The organism is Streptomyces sp. NPDC056948, assembly GCF_042674225.1.
In the GTDB taxonomy this organism is placed as follows: domain Bacteria; phylum Actinomycetota; class Actinomycetes; order Streptomycetales; family Streptomycetaceae; genus Streptomyces; species Streptomyces purpurascens.
In genome coordinates this window covers 1-15,767 of sequence record NZ_JBHUQX010000213.1, presented here as the reverse complement: position 1 = coordinate 15,767, position 15,767 = coordinate 1, and the positions used below count along the sequence as shown (strand labels likewise).

Below are 15,767 nucleotides of genomic sequence, written 5' to 3'. Positions count from 1 at the left end.
GGGCCACGGAGCCTGTGTGCAGGTTCAGGCTCGAGCTCTTGCGCAGGCGGGGCGACCGTCTCCAGCTCCCGCAGCAGGGCGTGCGAGGAGCCCAGCGGGCCGCCGCCCGCGAGGAGATCGTCGTCGGCGAGCGGGCTGGGGAAGTCGACGGGGACGTACGCGCCCGCGTGGTCGTAGTGCCAGACGAGATGCGACTGCTGGGCCGTCGACTCGAACATCTCCAGCAACTGCTCGTAGTCGCCGCCGAGTTCGTCCACGGGCGTCACCGGCAGGCCGCACACCTGGAGCAGATAGGCGCGGCGCAGGAAGTGCAGCGCGTCGTAGTCGAAGCCCGCGACCGGGGCGACCTCGCCGGACAGGCCCGGCATGTACTGGTACACCGGCACCGGCGGCAACCCGGCCTCGGCGAGCACCTTGTTGTATTGCGCGAGTTCCTCGGCGAACGGGTTGTCCGGCGTGTGGCACAAGACGTCGACGAGCGGTACCAGCCACAGGTCACAGGCCAAAGAAGGCTCCTCGCTCAGCTCAGCGGTCGGGTGGCGTCGGGTAGCACGGTGGTCAGCGAAGAATATCGGTGCGGCACGGCAGAGGCTCCTGTCGTGCATGTCCCATACCCATACGAACAGCCGCGACGCAGGGCATCAGGAGGAGAGGCGCTCGATCAGGGCGAGTGAGTGCGAGTTGTAGCCGGCGATGATCGCCCGGGCGGTGCCGGTGTCCTGGGCGGCCAGGGCGTCGACCAGCGCGGTGTGGCCGGCCCACAGCTCGCCGCGCAGGTCGGGGAGCCGGCGCAGATGCTGCACCGCGCCCACCCAGGTCTGGACGCGCAGCCGGTGCAGGAAGTCGCCCAGGTACGGGTTGCCGAAGAGGGCGGCGAGCTCGCGCCAGTAGCGCAGGTCGTAGCCGATGAGGACGGTGAGGTCACCGGCCGCGGCGGCCCGCTGGGCCTCCTCGCCGCGCCGCCGGACCCCGGCGAGCACGGCGGCGACCCGGGGATCGTCGGGCTGGAGGGAGGCCCGCTGCCCGGAGGTCAGGGCGTGGAACATCCCCTCGATGACCAGGTCGCGGGCCTCGATCATGCCGCGGAAGTCCTCGGCCGAGTACTCGTGGACCCGGAAGCCGCGGTGCTGGTCGGCATCCAGGAGCCCCTGGGCGGAGAGGTCGACCAGGGCCTCGCGCACCGGCGTCGCGGACACCCCGTACTGCTCGGCGATCTCCTTGACCGTGAACTCCTGCCCCGGCTGGAGCCGTCCGGCCAGCACCTCGTCACGAAGCGCGTCCGCGATCTGCTGGCGCAGGGTGCTGCGCGTCACGGCGCCGTTGCCGGTCCTGCCGGGCATGGTCAGGGCGTCTCCCTCGTCGCGTTCGGGTGGCGTGCACGTATATGTCTACGAGCACGCCACCTTACGCGTTCGAATGAGGCGTGAGGTTGTCGGCTACTGACGGGTTTACAGCTGTTTACCCCGCTGTCTGCTCCGTGTACTCGTCCGCGACCGACAGCGCCGTGTCCAGTACCGCGAGGCCTTCCTTCAGCTCCGCCTCGCTGATGTTGCAGGGCGGCACCACATGCGTCCGGTTCATGTTCACGAACGGCCACAGCCCGCCACCCTTCGCGGCGGCGGCGAAGGCGGCCATCGGCGCGTTCGCCTCCCCGGCCGCGTTGTACGGCACCAGCGGCTCGCGCGTCTCCCGGTTCCGCACCAGCTCCAGCGCCCAGAACATGCCGGCCCCGCGCACCTCGCCGACGCTCGGGTGCCGCTCGGCGAGCGCGTGCAGCTCCGGCCCGACGACGGACGCGCCCAGCCGGGCCGCGTTCTCGACGACGCCCTCCTCCGCCATGACATTGATCGTCGCGACGGCGGCGGCACACGCCAGCGGGTGCCCGGAGTAGGTCAGACCGCCGGGGTACGGCCGCTTCCCGAACGTCTCCGCGATGGCACCGGAGATCGCGACGCCGCCCAGCGGCACATAGCCGCTGTTCACGCCCTTCGCGAAGGTCAGCAGGTCGGGCGTGACGTCGAACAGGTCCGCCGCGAACCACTCACCGGTCCGTCCGAACCCGGCCATGACCTCGTCCAGGACGAAGACGATCCCGTACTTGTCGCAGATCTCGCGCACGCCGGCGAGGTAGCCGGGCGGCGGGAGCATGATCCCGGCCGTCCCCGGGATCGTCTCCAGGATGATCGCCGCGACGGTCGCGGGCCCCTCGAAGGCGATCGTCGTCTCCAGGTGCTCCAGCGCCCGCGCGCACTCCTGCTCCTCGGTCTCGGCGTAGAAGCGGGAGCGGTAGAGGTAGGGCGCCCAGAAGCGCACGACCCCGGCCGTGCCACTGTCGGAGGCCCAGCGGCGCGGGTCGCCGGTGAGGTTCACGGCCTGCTGCGTGCCGCCGTGGTACGAGCGGTACGCCGAGAGCACCTTCGGGCGGCCCGTGTGCAGACGGGCCATGCGGATGGCGTGCTCGACGGCGTCGGCGCCGCCGTTGGTGAAGAAGATCTTGTCCAGGTCGCCCGGGGTCCGCTCGGCGATCAGCCGTGCCGCCTCCGACCGCGCCTCGATCGCGAACGCGGGCGCGAACGTCGTCATCCGCGCCGCCTGCTCCTGGATCGCGGCGACGACCTTGGGGTGCTGGTAGCCGATGTTCGTGTAGACGAGCCCACTGGAGAAGTCGAGGTAGCGGCGGCCGTCGTAGTCCCAGAAGTGCGACCCCTCCGCGCCGGCGACGGCGAGCGGGTCGATGAGCTCCTGGGCGGACCAGGAGTGGAACACATGGTCACGGTCGGCGGCCTTGACGGCGGCACCGGCTTCGGGGTTCGGCTGAGGGGTCATGCGGGCGAGCGTAGGCATGCGGGACGCGGGCGGGAAATCGGCGTCGTGTGTGAGGTCTGGGGGTTTCCGCGACAGGTTGTCGACGGGGAGGTGTCACACGGAGGGCCACGGAGGACCTTCTCGGCGGGTATTGACAACATGCTGTCGATTGGACAGTATGTTGTCATACTCGGACCTCCAGGAGGAGCCATGAGCCGCAAGCCCGTCCATCTCGCCGTCTACGACACCCTCGCCGACTGGGAGACCGGCCACGCCACGGCCCAGCTCGCCCGTGCCGGCCACACGATCCGGACGGTCGGCCCGTCCACGGCCCAGGTCACCAGCACCGGCGGACTGCGCATCCAGCCCGACGCGGCCCTGGACGACGTACGGCCCGAGGACAGCGCGCTGCTGATCCTCCCCGGCGCCGACCTCTGGGACACGTCGGACGACCTCGCGCCCTTCGCCCGCAAGGCCCGGGCCTTCCTGGCGGCGGGCGTGCCGGTCGCCGCGATCTGCGGAGCCACCGCCGGACTGGCCCGGGAGGGCCTGCTCGACGACCGTGACCACACCAGCGCGGTCTCCTTCTACCTGGCCGCGACCGGCTACGCGGGCGGCGAGCGCTACGTCGAGACCGACGCCGTCACCGATGGCCCCCTGGTCACCGCGGGCCCGACCGAGCCCGTCGCCTTCGCCCGGGAGATCCTCCGGCTGCTCGGGGTCTACGAGGGGGAGGTGCTCGACGCCTGGTACCGGCTGTTCCACGACTCCGACGCGGAGGCGTACGCGGTACTGGAGAAGGCCGGCGCCCTGTGAGCCGGGAGCGTCAGGACCTGCTCAGCCGCAGCGCCCTCGGGGTGTTCAGGCTCAACGGCCAGTTCCTCGCCGTCGCGGAGGAACTGGCCCGGCCCGCCGGGCTCACCGCCGCCTGGTGGCAGGTGCTCGGCGCGGTCCTCGGCGAGCCGCTGCCCGTCTCCGGCATCGCCCGCGCCATGGGCATCACCCGCCAGAGCGTGCAGCGCATCGCCGACCTGCTGGTGGAACGCGGCCTCGCCGAGTACCGGCCCAACCCCGCACACCGCCGCGCCAAGCTCCTCGCGCCGACCGACGAGGGCCGTGCGGCGATCGCCCGGATCGACCCCGGACACGCCACCTTCGCCGACCGGCTGGCGGAGGCGTTCGGGGAGACGGAACTGGCGGAGGCGGTGCGGGCACTGGAACGCCTGTCCAAGGTGCTCGACCAGGTGGGTCCGCCTGTTACGGAACCGTAGACATCGCCCAGGTCACCCCGCCCCGGCCCCGCACTATTCTCGATCTGTTGCTCACGTGTGGGGGGAAGGCGGCTGAGCGATGGAAAAGCTGGGGCTCGGGGATCCCGTACGCATCGGTGCCTATCGGCTGCTGGCGCGGCTCGGTGCCGGTGGGATGGGGCAGGTGTATCTGGCCCGTTCCGAGCGGGGCCGTACGGTCGCCGTGAAACTCGTGCGCGAGGAGCTGGCCGCGCAGGAGGAGTTCCGGGAGCGGTTCCGGCAGGAGGTGCGGGCCGCGCGGCGGGTCGGCGGGTACTGGACGGCGCCGGTGCTGGACGCGGACACCGAGGCGGCCGTGCCGTGGGTCGCCACCGGGTACGTCGCCGGGCCGAGTCTCCAGCAGGTCGTCGGGCACGACCACGGTGCCCTGCCCGAGCGGACGGTCCGCATCCTCGCGGCCGGGCTCGCGCACGCGCTCCAGGACATCCACGCCGCCGGCATCGTCCACCGCGACCTCAAGCCGTCCAATGTGCTGGTCACCATCGACGGCCCGCGCGTCATCGACTTCGGTATCGCACGGGCCCTGGAGACCGTGACGGACGGCGGGCTCACGCGCACCGGCGCGCTCGTCGGATCGCCCGGTTTCATGGCGCCCGAGCAGGTGCGGGGCGACCGCATCACCCCGGCCTGCGACGTCTTCTGCCTCGGCTCCGTCCTCGCCTACGCCGCGACCGGCGCGCTGCCCTTCGGCACCGCCAACAGCGGTGTGCACGCGCTGATGTTCCGCATCGCCCAGGAGGAACCGGACCTGACGGGCGTCCCCGAGGGCATCGCCGACCTGGTACGCGACTGCCTGCGCAAGGACCCCGCCGCCCGCCCGAGTCTCGACCGCGTCCTGGAACGCACGGGCGCGGACGACACCGTCTCCGACGGCCGAGCCATCGACCCGTGGCTGCCGAGCGCGCTGGTGGCCCAACTGGGGCGGCATGCGGTGCGATTGCTGGAGACGGAGGATCCGGAGGCCGAAGGGGCGCGGGGAACTGCGCAACGTGCCCCCACCGGCCCGCAGCCGGAAATCGGAGCCGACGCCACCCCCGAACACGCCCCGGCCGCCGACGAATCGTCACCAAACCCCGTACCGCAGGCACCCCCCGCCCCTACCGCCCCACCCCCGCCGGGCCAACCGGGCGAGGGCCCACCGCTGAACCACCTGCCCACCATGGTCGCGAGCCAGGGCGTACCGCCCGGCCCGCAGGCACCCCCGCCCCCGTACCCGGCACCGGCATATGGCTACCCCCAGCAACACCCCCAGCCCGGCTCCACCCCGCCCTACGGCCCACCGCCCTACGGCCCCCAGCCGTACGGCACACCCCCGCCCTACGGCCCAACGCCGTACGGCACACCGCAAGACCCGCCCCGAAACGGCCGTTCCACCGCGCTGCTCGTCGTGATCGCCCTGGTCGTCGCGCTGGCCGCGGGCGGCTCGGTGTACGCGCTGATGCAGGGCGGTGAGGGCGACGGTGACCGGGCGACCGGCGGTCCCTCCACGCCCGGTCAGGACACCCCTTCGGACTCCGGCCCCTCCCCGGAGACCTCGCGGCCGGACACCACGGCCTCCCCGGCGGACGGCGCGATCCCCACGGCGTACCTCGGCACCTGGACCACCACCATCGACAACGCCGACGGGCAGCACTCCCGCTCCCTGACCATCCAGCAGGGCGGGCCGGGCGACACGGTCCTGTCCCTCGTGGCGGACGGTCCCACCGACGGAGGCGGCACCTACCACTGCGTGTTCGAGGGCGAGCTGACCGCCGCCCCGGGCACCGACGGCCCGTTGAAGATCGGCCCGTCCGCCGTGACCGTCGGGCAGCCGCGCAGCGCCTGCACACCGGGCGGGGCCACCGAGGTCACCCTCCTGACGGACTTCACGCTCGAGCGCGTGAACACGAGCAGCGGGGAGCGGCTGACGTACTCGAAGCAGTGACCAACTCCCGTTTCCAGTGAGGTCGTTGAACGTCCGGCGAATTCAAGCCGACGAAATCCGGATACCCGCTCGTACAGTCGTACGGTGACCGGACGATCGATTTCGTCCGGGCGGCGGCGGGGGCACGCACGATGGAGTGGCTGAGCGCGGAGAACCTCGTGGCCGTGGCGACGGCCCTCCTCGGCATCATCGCCTCGGGTGTCATGGTCTGGTACGAGCGCCGGGTGCCGCGCCGCAAACGGGTGGGTTACCGGGTGCAGATGGACAATGCCATCGGCGACGACGTGCGCTCGGGCCGCGCCAACCGCCGTCTCGGCCTGTTCGACGAGGCGCCCGGCATGGCCGACGCGACCCTGGTCCTGCTGCGCATCGAGAACGACGGCTCGCAGGGCATCGACCGCGACGACTACACCGGCCCCGAACTGCACGGCCTGACCGCGGTGTTCGCCGGCCGTACCGTCCGGGGCGTCTCGGTGACCCAGCCGTCGGACACCGACCACCTCATGGACCACTTCACCGCGGCACGCGGCTTCGCCTACGACGGCAACACCCTGCGCATCCCCCGTGTCCCGCTCAACCGGGGCGAGAACTTCAAGCTGCTCGTGCTGCTCGCCGGCGGCGATGTCGGCGACGAGATCCGGCTGGTCGGCGGCCTGCGCGACGGCGAGGTGCACCCCAACCGCAGTGCCACGCCGGACGACAAGCCGCCGCTGTTCAGCCGGGCGGCGCGGCTGATCACCATCGCGCTCACGGTGAGCGTGGTCACCCTGGCGGCGATCGTCGTCGTCCAGGACGACACCCCGCCCCCGATCGGCTGCGCGAGCGGCACCCTCACGCTCACCGGCTCGACCGCCTTCGCGCCCGTCCTGCGCGAGGTGGCCCGCAAGTACGAGCGGGACTGCGGAGGCGACCCGGCCATCGAGGTGGACACCCACGGCTCGACGGCCGGGATCCGGGAGCTCGCGGCGGCCGGCGCCGAGGCGGCACGGGACGGGCGGGGCTCCCCGCCGGTGGTGGCCCTGTCGGACGGCCCCAAGCCGGCCGGCCTGCCCGAACTGCGTGAGAATCGGGTGGCGGTGTCCGTCTTCGCGCTGGTCGTCAACGACGACGTGGGCCTGAAGGACCTGTCCACGGCGGACGTACGGCGCCTCTACCGGGGCGAGATCCGCAACTGGAAGCAGCTCGGCGGCCCGGACCTGCCCGTGCACCTGGTCAGCCGGGACGCGGGCTCCGGGACGAGACAGGTCTTCCAGCGCCGGGTGCTGGGACGGGGCGAGATCGCCAACTCCTCCGTCGACTGCGTGCACAAGGACGACCCGACGGCGGCCGTCATCCGCTGCGAACTCGACTCCACGGAACAGGTGCTGACCACGGTCGCCGGCCTTCCGGGCGCCGTCGGCTACAGCGAACTCAACCTGGCCGCCCGCGCGAAGGGCCTGCACTCACTGCGCCTGGACGGCGACCCCGCCTCCGTCGACGCCATCGAACATGGCCGGAGCGCCTACCCGTACCGCGAGATCGAGTACGCCTACACCTACGGCCGGCCCCCGGCCGACTCCCTGGCGTCGAGCTTCCTGACGTACCTCTCCCGCGGCAACGGCCAGGACGTCACCCGCACGCACGGACACGTGCCGTGCTGGACGCCGGAGGGCCTGACGCTGTGCGCGCAGGACGACTAGCTGCGGACTGCCTGGCCGCCCTAGCTGCGGGCATGCGTGCCTCCCCCAGTGCCTTAAGGGCCTGGGCGGTGCCCCCAGGGCGGCACGGGTGGGCGGTGGGGGTCCCCCCGCTCGAGCGAAGCCGAGAGTGGGGGAGGCACCCCGCTACGCCGGGTTGCGCACCCGCCCGCCCCCCGCGGCAACGCCGAGTGCCAGTGAACCCAGACCGGCTCACCTCGGCTCCGGCGGCCGCTGCCGAGGCATGTTCGGCCTCGCACCCCCCACCGGCGGCACGGAGAACCGTCCGTTCACACCCCCCACCTCAGCCCCCCGTCCCCCACCGGACAACACCACCGCCTGCATCCCCAGCGGCGCGCCCCCGGCCCGGAACTCGCCCATCCAGTCCCCGGTCTCCACCCGGACCAGCTCACTCACGTCCTCGGTGAACCTCCGCAGCACCCCGAGGCACCGCTCGGCGGCCTCAGCGGCCGTCCCCTCGGCCGGCCCGAGCACCTCCCGCACGCTCTCCGCCGCCCAGTCGAACTGCAGCGCCTGCAACCGTCGCTGCACGGCCTGTGCGGTGGCCACATCCCGCATCCAGCCCGACGTCACCCCGAAGTACCGGTCGGCGGCCACACACGCCACCCCCAGCAGCAGCGCCAGACACCCCCAGGGCGCGACCCCGCCCGCGACCCCGGTCAGATCCAGCAGGGGCAGCGCGACCCCGGTGACCGCCCCCGCCGCGGTCCCGCAGCGCAGCACCCGCGCGCACCGCCGCTTCCACACCCGGTCCTCGAGATACCAGGCCGCCGTCCGCAGCGCCCCGCGCTCCACCCACCGGTACAGCTCGTCCAGCCGGACCGCCGGCTCGCCCCAGTCCCCGAGCGGAAAGGCCCGCCCGGTCAGATCGCCCGGCCGCGGCCGGGACGCCCCCTCGCCCCGTCCGTCCTGAGGCGGCACCTCGGGCTGCATCTCCGGCTGACCCACCCGGCACTCCCTACTGACCACGAGCGACCACGCGCGGTCCACGCCGACTCACCCTGCGCGACGAACGACCCACCTGACGCGCCGGACCCTTCCTACCTCCCAATGGGTGGCGAAGGCGTAGCTTTCGCCTCTTTTCCGCCCGGAAGTATTCCTTGATCCGGTATAGGGCGCGAGGGGGACTCACTCGAAAGAGTGCTGGGGCGACGGCAGGCCTGACCACGTAGGCTCGTGCCGAACGGGAAAACCCGTACCGAGCAAGGAGCTGATCGTGATCCCCGGTGGTGGCCAGCCCAATATGCAGCAGTTGCTCCAGCAGGCCCAGAAGATGCAACAGGACCTGGCGCAGGCGCAGGAGGAGCTGGCGCAGACGGAGGTCGACGGGCAGGCGGGCGGCGGTCTGGTGACCGCGACCGTCACCGGCGCCGGCGAACTGCGCGCCCTGAAGATCGACCCGAAGGCGGTCGACCCCGACGACACCGAGACGCTGGCCGATCTGGTCGTGGCGGCGGTCCAGGCGGCCAACGAGAACGCGCAGGCGCTCCAGCAGCAGAAGCTGGGCCCGCTCGCGCAGGGTCTGGGCGGCGGCGGCATCCCGGGTCTGCCGTTCTGAGACGCCCGCCGCCTTCCTCGGACGGGCGGCGGACAACTACCGTACGTACGGGAAGGCCGTACGCGGTGAACGACCTCGAAGACCCAGGAAGGGCAGTCCGTTGTACGAAGGCGTGGTCCAGGATCTGATCGACGAACTGGGGCGGTTGCCCGGCGTCGGTCCCAAGAGCGCCCAGCGGATCGCCTTCCACATCCTGCAGGCCGAACCGACGGACGTACGGCGTCTCGCCCAGGCCCTCATGGAGGTCAAGGCGAAGGTCCGCTTCTGTGCGACCTGCGGCAACGTCGCGCAGGAGGAGCTGTGCAACATCTGCCGCGACACCCGGCGCGACCCCGCCGTCATCTGTGTGGTCGAGGAGCCGAAGGACGTCGTGGCGATCGAGCGGACGCGTGAGTTCCGGGGCCGGTACCACGTCCTGGGCGGCGCGATCAGCCCGATCGACGGGGTGGGGCCGGACGACCTGCGGATCCGGGAACTGCTCGCGAGGCTGGCCGACGGGGCGGTCACGGAGCTCATCCTGGCCACGGACCCCAATCTCGAGGGCGAGGCGACAGCGACGTACCTCGCCCGCATGATCAAGCCCATGGGCCTGAAGGTCACCCGCCTGGCCAGCGGCCTCCCGGTGGGTGGCGACCTGGAATACGCGGACGAGGTCACCCTCGGCCGCGCCTTCGAGGGGAGACGACTCCTAGATGTCTGACGCCACGCTGCACGCGACCGACCAGAACCCGGACGACTTCGCGGTCCAGATCGCGGACCAGGTCGAGAGCTTCCTGGTCGCCGTCACGGAGGTCGCGAAGGGCGACGAGCCGGAATCGGCCGTGCCCTTCCTCCTCCTGGAGGTCTCCCAACTCCTCCTGGCAGGCGGCCGGCTCGGCGCGCACGAGGACATCGTGCCGGACGAGCGCTACGAGCCCGACTCGGGCCCCGAGCCGGACGTGGACGACCTCCGCGAGAACCTGGCCCGCCTCCTCGACCCGATCGACATCTACTCCGAGGTCTTCGACCCCTACGAGCCCCGCAAGGCCCCGGTCCCGGCCCGGATCTCCGACGACCTCACGGACGTCATCACGGACCTGCGCCACGGCATGGCCCACTACCGGTCGGGTCGCACCACGGAGGCCCTGTGGTGGTGGCAGTTCTCCTACTTCTCCAACTGGGGCTCCACCGCCTCCGCGACCCTCCGGGCCCTCCAGTCGGTCCTCGCCCACGTCCGCCTCAACCAGCCCCTCGCCGAACTCGACGGCCTGGACACGGACCAGAGCGTGGGCGACGACACCCTGGAATTCGAAGCGGGCCGGGTCATGGCGGAGGAAATCGGGGGACCCCTGGGCATGCGCCCGGCCACGTAGCGGGGCCGCTCAGATCCGTACGGCCGGGCCGGTCACGGCGATCCCGGTGCCGGCCTCCGCCGGTACCGTCACCGTGATCGTGCTCGGCCGCCCCATGTCCACGCCCTGGTGGATCGTCAGGGTGGCCGGGGTCTGTACGAGACCGAGTTCCCGCAGGTAGCCGCCGAACGCGGCCGCCGCCGCTCCCGTGGCCGGGTCCTCCACCACACCGCCCGGCGGGAACGGGTTGCGGGCGTGGAAGAGGGTGGGTGACTCCCGCCGGACCAGGTCGATCGTGGTCCAGCCCATGCGGGCCATGAGCGTACCGAGTGCCGCCATGTCGTACTCCAGGCCGGCCAGCCGCTCCCGGCTCGCGGCGGCGAGGACCGGGTGCCAGGCTCCGGCGAAGGCCGCCCGGGGAGGCAGGGCCGGGTCCAGGTCCGCCTCGGACCAGCCCAGGATCGCCAGCAGCTCGTCCAGGTCGCCGTCCTCGATCGGTGCCGTACGAGGGGCGACGCTGACCAGGGTCGCCACCAGGGTGCCGTCCGCCGACCGGTCGGTGGTGACGGTGACCGGGCCCGCAGCGGTGCGCAGCAGCAGGCGCCCGGTGCCGTGCCGCTCCGCGTGGGCCACGGCCGTGGCGATCGTCGCGTGGCCGCAGAACGGCACCTCGGCGAGCGGGCTGAAGTACCGCACCTCCAGGGTTCCGTCGCCGGACGGCACCACGAACGCCGTCTCGGAGTAACCGACTTCGGCCGCCGCCGCCAGCATCGCCGCGTCGTCGGCCCCGGTGGCGTCCAGCACCACCCCTGCCGGGTTGCCGCCCTTGGGATCCGTGCTGAATGCCACGTAGCGCAATATCTCCATGCGCAGACGGTAGCTCCCGGCCCCACGTCACACTGCGTGATTTGGGAGCTCCTTGTACGACGCCTGTACGCGGGCTGCACGGGCCCTAACCCGTGAAACGCGAGTCTGGAGTCACTTCACCAACTCCACTCGATCTCACCGGAGACGCAGATGACCCGCCGCCCCGCAGCCACCTCCATACGCAAGCGCGTCGCCGTCGCCACCGGCGTGGCCGTTCTCGCCGCCGGTACCTTCGCCGCCGGTGCCGGGGTCGCCGGAGCCGACTCCGGGAGCAAGGGCAAGAAGTCCGCCAAGACGGTCACCAAGGCGCAGGTGCTCGGGCTGTTCGACAACTGGAACGCCGCGCTGCGGACCGGCGACCCGGAGAAGGTCGCCGACCTGTACGCGAAGGACGCGGTCCTGCTGCCGACCGTCTCCGACAACGTGCGTACCGACAGAGCCGAGATAGTCGACTACTTCGAGCACTTCCTGCGGAACAAGCCGCACGGGAAGAAGATCGAGTCGGTCGTCAACGTCCTCGACCGGGACACCGTGATCGACACGGGCGTGTACGAGTTCGCTCTCACCGATCCGAAGTCGGGCGAGAAGAGCGACGTCAAGGCCCGCTACACCTATGCCTACGAGAAGCAGCCGAACGGCACGTGGCTGATCGTGAACCACCACTCCTCGAAGATGCCCGAGGGGTGAGCCGCCTCAGCCGGCGCGTCAGCCGCCGCCCCGGTGGGGCGCCGCCCGCAGGGTGATCGTCACGCACAGGCCGCTGTCCGGCGCGTCCGTCAGCGCCACCGTCCCGCCGTCGTCCGTCGCCAGTTGCCGGACCACGGCGAGACCCAGGCCGGAGCCGGACTTCCCGGTCAGGCCCTGGCCCCGCCAGAAACGGTCGAAGGCGCGGGACTTCTCGGTGTCCGACATCCCGGGCCCCTCGTCCAGGACCGACACCCCCACCACATCGCCCCGGGGGTCCACCCGCACGGTGATCGTCCCGCCGTCCGGTGACACCTCCAGGGCGTTGGAGAGCACGTTGTCCAGCATCTGGTCCAGATGACCGGGGCTGGCCAGCACAGACGGCCGGCCGTCGATACTCCCCCTGAGCGCGATGGTGACTCCGCGCTCGTCGGCGGCCGGCCTCCACACGGCGAGCCGTTCCCGCACGAGGTCCATCAGCGGGAGCGGCTCGGCCGCCGTCACCTTGGCCTCGGCCCGGGCCAGCACCAGCAGGCCGTTGACCAGGCGGCTCATGCGGACGACCTCCGCCGTCGCCTGCTCCACGTCCTCGCGTACGAACTCGTCGTCCACGCCGTCCGCGATGTTGTCCAGGGACAGCCGCAACGCGGTGAGCGGGGTGCGCAGTTGGTGGGACGCGTCCGCGACGAAGATGCGCTGGGCCGCGATCAGCGTGTCCAGGCGTTCCGCGCCCTGGTTGAGGGTGCGCGCCAGGGTCTGGGTCTCCGGCGGGCCCGTCACGGGGGAGCGGGCGGTCAGATCGCCGTCGCTGAACTTGCTGGCCATGTCGTTGAGCTGGCGCAGCGGCCGGGTGATACGGCGGGCGGCGAAGGCGCCGATGGCGGCGGCCGCCGCGAGCACGACCACCGCGAGCCCGGCCCGGAACCCCCAGATCTGCCAGAGCCGCTTGGTCATGTCCGAGGTCGAGTAGACGATCCTCACGGCCGCGTCCCCCCGCGCGGGGACGGTGACGTTCAGGTGCTTGCCCCAGACGAAGTCGGAACCCCAGTCCGTGGTCACCTCGTTCTTCTCCGTGGCCCGGGTCAGCGCCTCGTCCGCGGTGGGCTCCGGCAGCTGCGGGTCACAGGAGGCGGTGGGGGTCGCCTGCACGTCGCCGTACGCCCTGGCCACCTCGGTCAAGGCCTCGCACGAGGCGCCGGTGCCGTTGCTCAGCAGCAGCGCCATCGTGTTCGCCTCGCGCAGGACGGACTGCCTGGTGTCGTCCCGTAGCTGCTTGGTGAGGGTGAACGCGACCGGCACCGTGAACAGGAAGATGGCCACCGCGACCAGGAGGATGTAGCTCCGGATGAGCTGCCGGTTCATGAAGCCCCGTCGTCCTTGACGATCTCCAGCCGGAAGCCGACCCCGCGCACCGCCTCGATCGCGATCGCCCCGGTGAGCTTCCGCCGCAGCGCCGCCACGTGCACGTCCAGCGTCTTGGTCGGCCCGAACCAGTTCGCGTCCCAGACCGCCTCCATGATCTGCTCGCGCGACATCAGTGCCCCGGGCTCCTCGGTGAGGAAGGACAGCAGGTCGTACTCCTTGGGCGCGAGGGCCACCTCCTCGCCGTCGAGGCGCACCCGGGCCGCCTTGCGGTCGATCGTCAGGCGCGTGCCGTAGCGGTCGGGGCCGGTCGCGGGGGCGCCCGCGGCGGGCGTGCGGGCCTGTGACCGGCGCATGACCGCCCTTATCCGGGCGATGACCTCCCGGACGCCGAACGGCTTGGAGACGTAGTCGTCCGCGCCGAGCTCCAGCCCCACCACCCGGTCCGTCTCGTCGCTGCGGGCGCTGATCACGATGATCGGGATGTCGCCGCGCTCGCGCAGCGCCTTGCAGACGTCCAGGCCGTCGGTGTCGGGCAGACCGAGATCCAGCAGGACGACGTCGTAGGGGCCCGCGTGCCGCAGCGCCGCCGCGCCGGTGGTCACCCACTCGACCTCGAAGCCGTAGCGCTTCAGACCACGGCGCAGGGATTCGGCGACCGGCTCATCGTCTTCCACCAGGAGTACACGCACAGCCGAACCTTAGTGCTTGAAAGTTGGCTTACCGGGGTCGGTCGAGCGACGATTGTGACGCCGGGCACTTTCTCGCGTGGCCTGTGCCCAGGTGGGCATGAGCAGCTCTGAACGAGTACCCCGGAAATCTCACCATGCGATATCGCGGAGGGGATTTTCGGACGCTCGTTAGACTGAGCCGACCGCGGTACGAATGCGTATGAGCGGATAGAGACGGATTGAGCGAGGAGCGCACGTGGGCCTTGTCGTGCAGAAGTACGGAGGCTCCTCCGTAGCCGATGCCGAGGGCATCAAGCGCGTCGCCAAGCGAATCGTGGAAGCGAAGCAGAACGGCAACCAGGTGGTTGCCGTGGTTTCCGCGATGGGCGACACGACGGACGAGCTGATCGATCTCGCTGAGCAGGTGTCCCCGATGCCTGCCGGGCGGGAGCTCGACATGCTGCTGACCGCCGGAGAGCGGATCTCCATGGCGTTGCTGGCCATGGCGATCAAAAAGCTGGGCCACGAGGCCCAGTCGTTCACCGGCAGCCAGGCAGGTGTCATCACCGACTCGGTCCACAACAAAGCGCGCATCATCGATGTCACGCCGGGCCGGATCAAGACCTCGGTGGACGAGGGCAACATCGCGATCGTGGCCGGTTTCCAGGGCGTCAGCCAGGACAAGAAGGACATCACCACCCTCGGCCGCGGCGGCTCCGACACCACGGCGGTGGCTCTCGCCGCCGCCCTCGACGCCGACGTGTGCGAGATCTACACGGACGTCGACGGCGTGTTCACCGCCGACCCGCGCGTGGTGACGAAGGCCCGGAAGATCGACTGGATCTCCTTCGAGGACATGCTCGAACTGGCGGCATCCGGGTCGAAGGTGCTGCTCCACCGTTGCGTGGAGTACGCCCGCCGGTACAACATCCCGATCCACGTCCGGTCCAGCTTCAGCGGACTCCAGGGCACGTGGGTCAGCAGCGAGCCAGTCGTTCAGAAGACGCAGCAGCAAGGGGAAAAGCAGGTGGAGCAGGCTCTCATCTCCGGTGTCGCGCACGACACCTCCGAGGCCAAGGTCACGGTCGTCGGTGTGCCGGACAAGCCGGGCGAGGCGGCTTCGATCTTCCGCACGATCGCTGACGCCGAGATCAACATCGACATGGTCGTGCAGAACGTGTCCGCGGCCTCCACGGGCCTGACGGACATCTCCTTCACGCTGCCGAAGACCGACGGCCGCAAGGCCATCGACGCGCTGGAGAAGAACAAGGCCGGCATCGGCTTCGACTCGCTGCGCTACGACGACCAGATCGGCAAGATCTCCCTGGTCGGCGCCGGCATGAAGACGAACCCGGGTGTCACGGCCGACTTCTTCAAGGCGCTGGCCGACGCGGGCGTGAACATCGAGCTGATCTCGACCTCCGAGATCCGCATCTCGGTCGTCACGCGCGCCGACGACGTGCCCGAGGCCGTCCGTGCCGTGCACTCCGCGTTCGGGCTCGACTCCGACAGCGACGAGGCTGTCGTCTACGGGGGCACCGGCCGCTGATGGCCCACC

16 protein-coding genes are annotated in these 15,767 nt (G+C 71.2%); 9 read left to right on the top strand and 7 right to left on the bottom strand.

Features of this window, described 5'->3' with window-relative positions; translation table 11 throughout:
* The 3 genes from ACFTZL_RS25760 to ACFTZL_RS25750 all read right to left on the bottom strand — a co-directional run.
* Window positions 1-506 (bottom strand): hypothetical protein (locus ACFTZL_RS25760; RefSeq protein WP_382587246.1); only part of this gene is annotated, 506 nt, incomplete at its 3' end.
* Window positions 507-641: 135 nt separating this feature from the next.
* Window positions 642-1,340 (bottom strand): GntR family transcriptional regulator, encoded by a 699-nt coding sequence (locus tag ACFTZL_RS25755; RefSeq protein WP_382491246.1) that lies wholly within the window; start codon window positions 1,338-1,340, stop codon window positions 642-644.
* Window positions 1,341-1,458: 118 nt separating this feature from the next.
* Window positions 1,459-2,826, bottom strand: a complete 1,368-nt coding sequence (locus tag ACFTZL_RS25750; RefSeq protein WP_382587243.1) for an aspartate aminotransferase family protein — start codon at window positions 2,824-2,826, stop codon at window positions 1,459-1,461.
* A gap of 189 nt (window positions 2,827-3,015) precedes the next feature.
* On the opposite strand from ACFTZL_RS25750, the gene ACFTZL_RS25745 reads away from it, so the two are divergent.
* The 4 genes from ACFTZL_RS25745 (at window position 3,016) to ACFTZL_RS25730 (ending at window position 7,718) form a co-directional block, all read left to right on the top strand.
* The gene (locus ACFTZL_RS25745; protein ID WP_382587240.1) at window positions 3,016-3,621 is read left to right on the top strand and encodes a DJ-1/PfpI family protein; all 606 of its coding nucleotides are present in this window, start codon (window positions 3,016-3,018) and stop codon (window positions 3,619-3,621) included.
* A complete protein-coding gene (locus tag ACFTZL_RS25740) occupies window positions 3,618-4,076 on the top strand; it encodes a MarR family winged helix-turn-helix transcriptional regulator (RefSeq protein ID WP_382587237.1) in 459 nt (152 codons plus the stop codon). The genes ACFTZL_RS25745 and ACFTZL_RS25740 overlap by 4 nt, the downstream gene beginning before the upstream one ends.
* 79 nt (window positions 4,077-4,155) lie before the next feature.
* Window positions 4,156-6,039: a serine/threonine-protein kinase gene (locus tag ACFTZL_RS25735; protein WP_382587234.1), complete on the top strand. Its 1,884-nt coding sequence runs from the start codon at window positions 4,156-4,158 to the stop codon at window positions 6,037-6,039.
* A 131-nt stretch (window positions 6,040-6,170) separates the two neighbouring features.
* Window positions 6,171-7,718: a substrate-binding domain-containing protein gene (locus ACFTZL_RS25730; protein ID WP_382587231.1), complete on the top strand. Its 1,548-nt coding sequence runs from the start codon at window positions 6,171-6,173 to the stop codon at window positions 7,716-7,718.
* Window positions 7,719-7,928: 210 nt separating this feature from the next.
* Here ACFTZL_RS25730 and ACFTZL_RS25725 read toward each other — a convergent pair whose 3' ends face one another.
* Window positions 7,929-8,684 carry an SLATT domain-containing protein gene (locus ACFTZL_RS25725; RefSeq protein ID WP_382587228.1) on the bottom strand — a complete coding sequence of 252 codons (756 nt, stop codon included), beginning with the start codon at window positions 8,682-8,684 and terminating at the stop codon, window positions 7,929-7,931.
* Between the two features lie 268 nt (window positions 8,685-8,952).
* On the opposite strand from ACFTZL_RS25725, the gene ACFTZL_RS25720 reads away from it, so the two are divergent.
* The 3 genes from ACFTZL_RS25720 to ACFTZL_RS25710 all read left to right on the top strand — a co-directional run bounded on the left by ACFTZL_RS25720 (window position 8,953) and on the right by ACFTZL_RS25710 (window position 10,646).
* Entirely contained in the window at window positions 8,953-9,294 is a 342-nt protein-coding gene (locus ACFTZL_RS25720; RefSeq protein WP_078899404.1) for a YbaB/EbfC family nucleoid-associated protein, read from the top strand.
* A gap of 100 nt (window positions 9,295-9,394) precedes the next feature.
* Window positions 9,395-9,994 carry a recombination mediator RecR gene (recR, locus tag ACFTZL_RS25715; protein ID WP_350701165.1) on the top strand — a complete coding sequence of 200 codons (600 nt, stop codon included), beginning with the start codon at window positions 9,395-9,397 and terminating at the stop codon, window positions 9,992-9,994.
* Window positions 9,987-10,646 (top strand): DUF5063 domain-containing protein, encoded by a 660-nt coding sequence (locus tag ACFTZL_RS25710; RefSeq protein ID WP_382587227.1) that lies wholly within the window; start codon window positions 9,987-9,989, stop codon window positions 10,644-10,646. The genes recR and ACFTZL_RS25710 overlap by 8 nt, the downstream gene beginning before the upstream one ends.
* A 9-nt stretch (window positions 10,647-10,655) precedes the next feature.
* Here the strand turns inward: ACFTZL_RS25710 and ACFTZL_RS25705 are convergent, their stop codons facing one another.
* Window positions 10,656-11,492, bottom strand: coding sequence for a PhzF family phenazine biosynthesis protein (locus ACFTZL_RS25705; protein ID WP_382587224.1), 837 nt, complete (start codon window positions 11,490-11,492; stop codon window positions 10,656-10,658).
* 150 nt (window positions 11,493-11,642) lie between these two features.
* Here ACFTZL_RS25705 and ACFTZL_RS25700 point away from each other — a divergent pair, with 150 nt between their 5' ends.
* Window positions 11,643-12,179 carry an SgcJ/EcaC family oxidoreductase gene (locus tag ACFTZL_RS25700; protein ID WP_382587221.1) on the top strand — a complete coding sequence of 179 codons (537 nt, stop codon included), beginning with the start codon at window positions 11,643-11,645 and terminating at the stop codon, window positions 12,177-12,179.
* An 18-nt stretch (window positions 12,180-12,197) separates the two neighbouring features.
* Here ACFTZL_RS25700 and ACFTZL_RS25695 read toward each other — a convergent pair whose 3' ends face one another.
* Both ACFTZL_RS25695 and ACFTZL_RS25690 read right to left on the bottom strand, forming a co-directional pair.
* Window positions 12,198-13,538, bottom strand: coding sequence for a sensor histidine kinase (locus tag ACFTZL_RS25695; protein WP_382587218.1), 1,341 nt, complete (start codon window positions 13,536-13,538; stop codon window positions 12,198-12,200).
* Entirely contained in the window at window positions 13,535-14,230 is a 696-nt protein-coding gene (locus ACFTZL_RS25690; RefSeq protein WP_382587215.1) for a response regulator transcription factor, read from the bottom strand. The genes ACFTZL_RS25695 and ACFTZL_RS25690 overlap by 4 nt, the downstream gene beginning before the upstream one ends.
* A 235-nt stretch (window positions 14,231-14,465) precedes the next feature.
* On the opposite strand from ACFTZL_RS25690, the gene ACFTZL_RS25685 reads away from it, so the two are divergent.
* Window positions 14,466-15,758, top strand: coding sequence for an aspartate kinase (locus ACFTZL_RS25685; protein ID WP_382587213.1), 1,293 nt, complete (start codon window positions 14,466-14,468; stop codon window positions 15,756-15,758).
* Window positions 15,759-15,767 lie beyond the last annotated feature (9 nt).

Excerpts from the sequence above, each read along its gene's own strand:
- ACFTZL_RS25735 (WP_382587234.1), top strand. The coding sequence starts at position 4,156 with ATGGAAAAGCTGGGGCTCGGGGATCCCGTACGCATCGGTGCCTATCGG.
- ACFTZL_RS25700 (WP_382587221.1), top strand. The coding sequence starts at position 11,643 with ATGACCCGCCGCCCCGCAGCCACCTCCATACGCAAGCGCGTCGCCGTC.
- ACFTZL_RS25755 (WP_382491246.1), bottom strand. The coding sequence starts at position 1,340 with ATGCCCGGCAGGACCGGCAACGGCGCCGTGACGCGCAGCACCCTGCGC.
- ACFTZL_RS25750 (WP_382587243.1), bottom strand. The coding sequence starts at position 2,826 with ATGACCCCTCAGCCGAACCCCGAAGCCGGTGCCGCCGTCAAGGCCGCC.
- ACFTZL_RS25695 (WP_382587218.1), bottom strand. The coding sequence starts at position 13,538 with ATGAACCGGCAGCTCATCCGGAGCTACATCCTCCTGGTCGCGGTGGCC.
- ACFTZL_RS25705 (WP_382587224.1), bottom strand. The coding sequence starts at position 11,492 with ATGGAGATATTGCGCTACGTGGCATTCAGCACGGATCCCAAGGGCGGC.
- ACFTZL_RS25710 (WP_382587227.1), top strand. The coding sequence starts at position 9,987 with ATGTCTGACGCCACGCTGCACGCGACCGACCAGAACCCGGACGACTTC.
- ACFTZL_RS25745 (WP_382587240.1), top strand. The coding sequence starts at position 3,016 with ATGAGCCGCAAGCCCGTCCATCTCGCCGTCTACGACACCCTCGCCGAC.
- ACFTZL_RS25730 (WP_382587231.1), top strand. The coding sequence starts at position 6,171 with ATGGAGTGGCTGAGCGCGGAGAACCTCGTGGCCGTGGCGACGGCCCTC.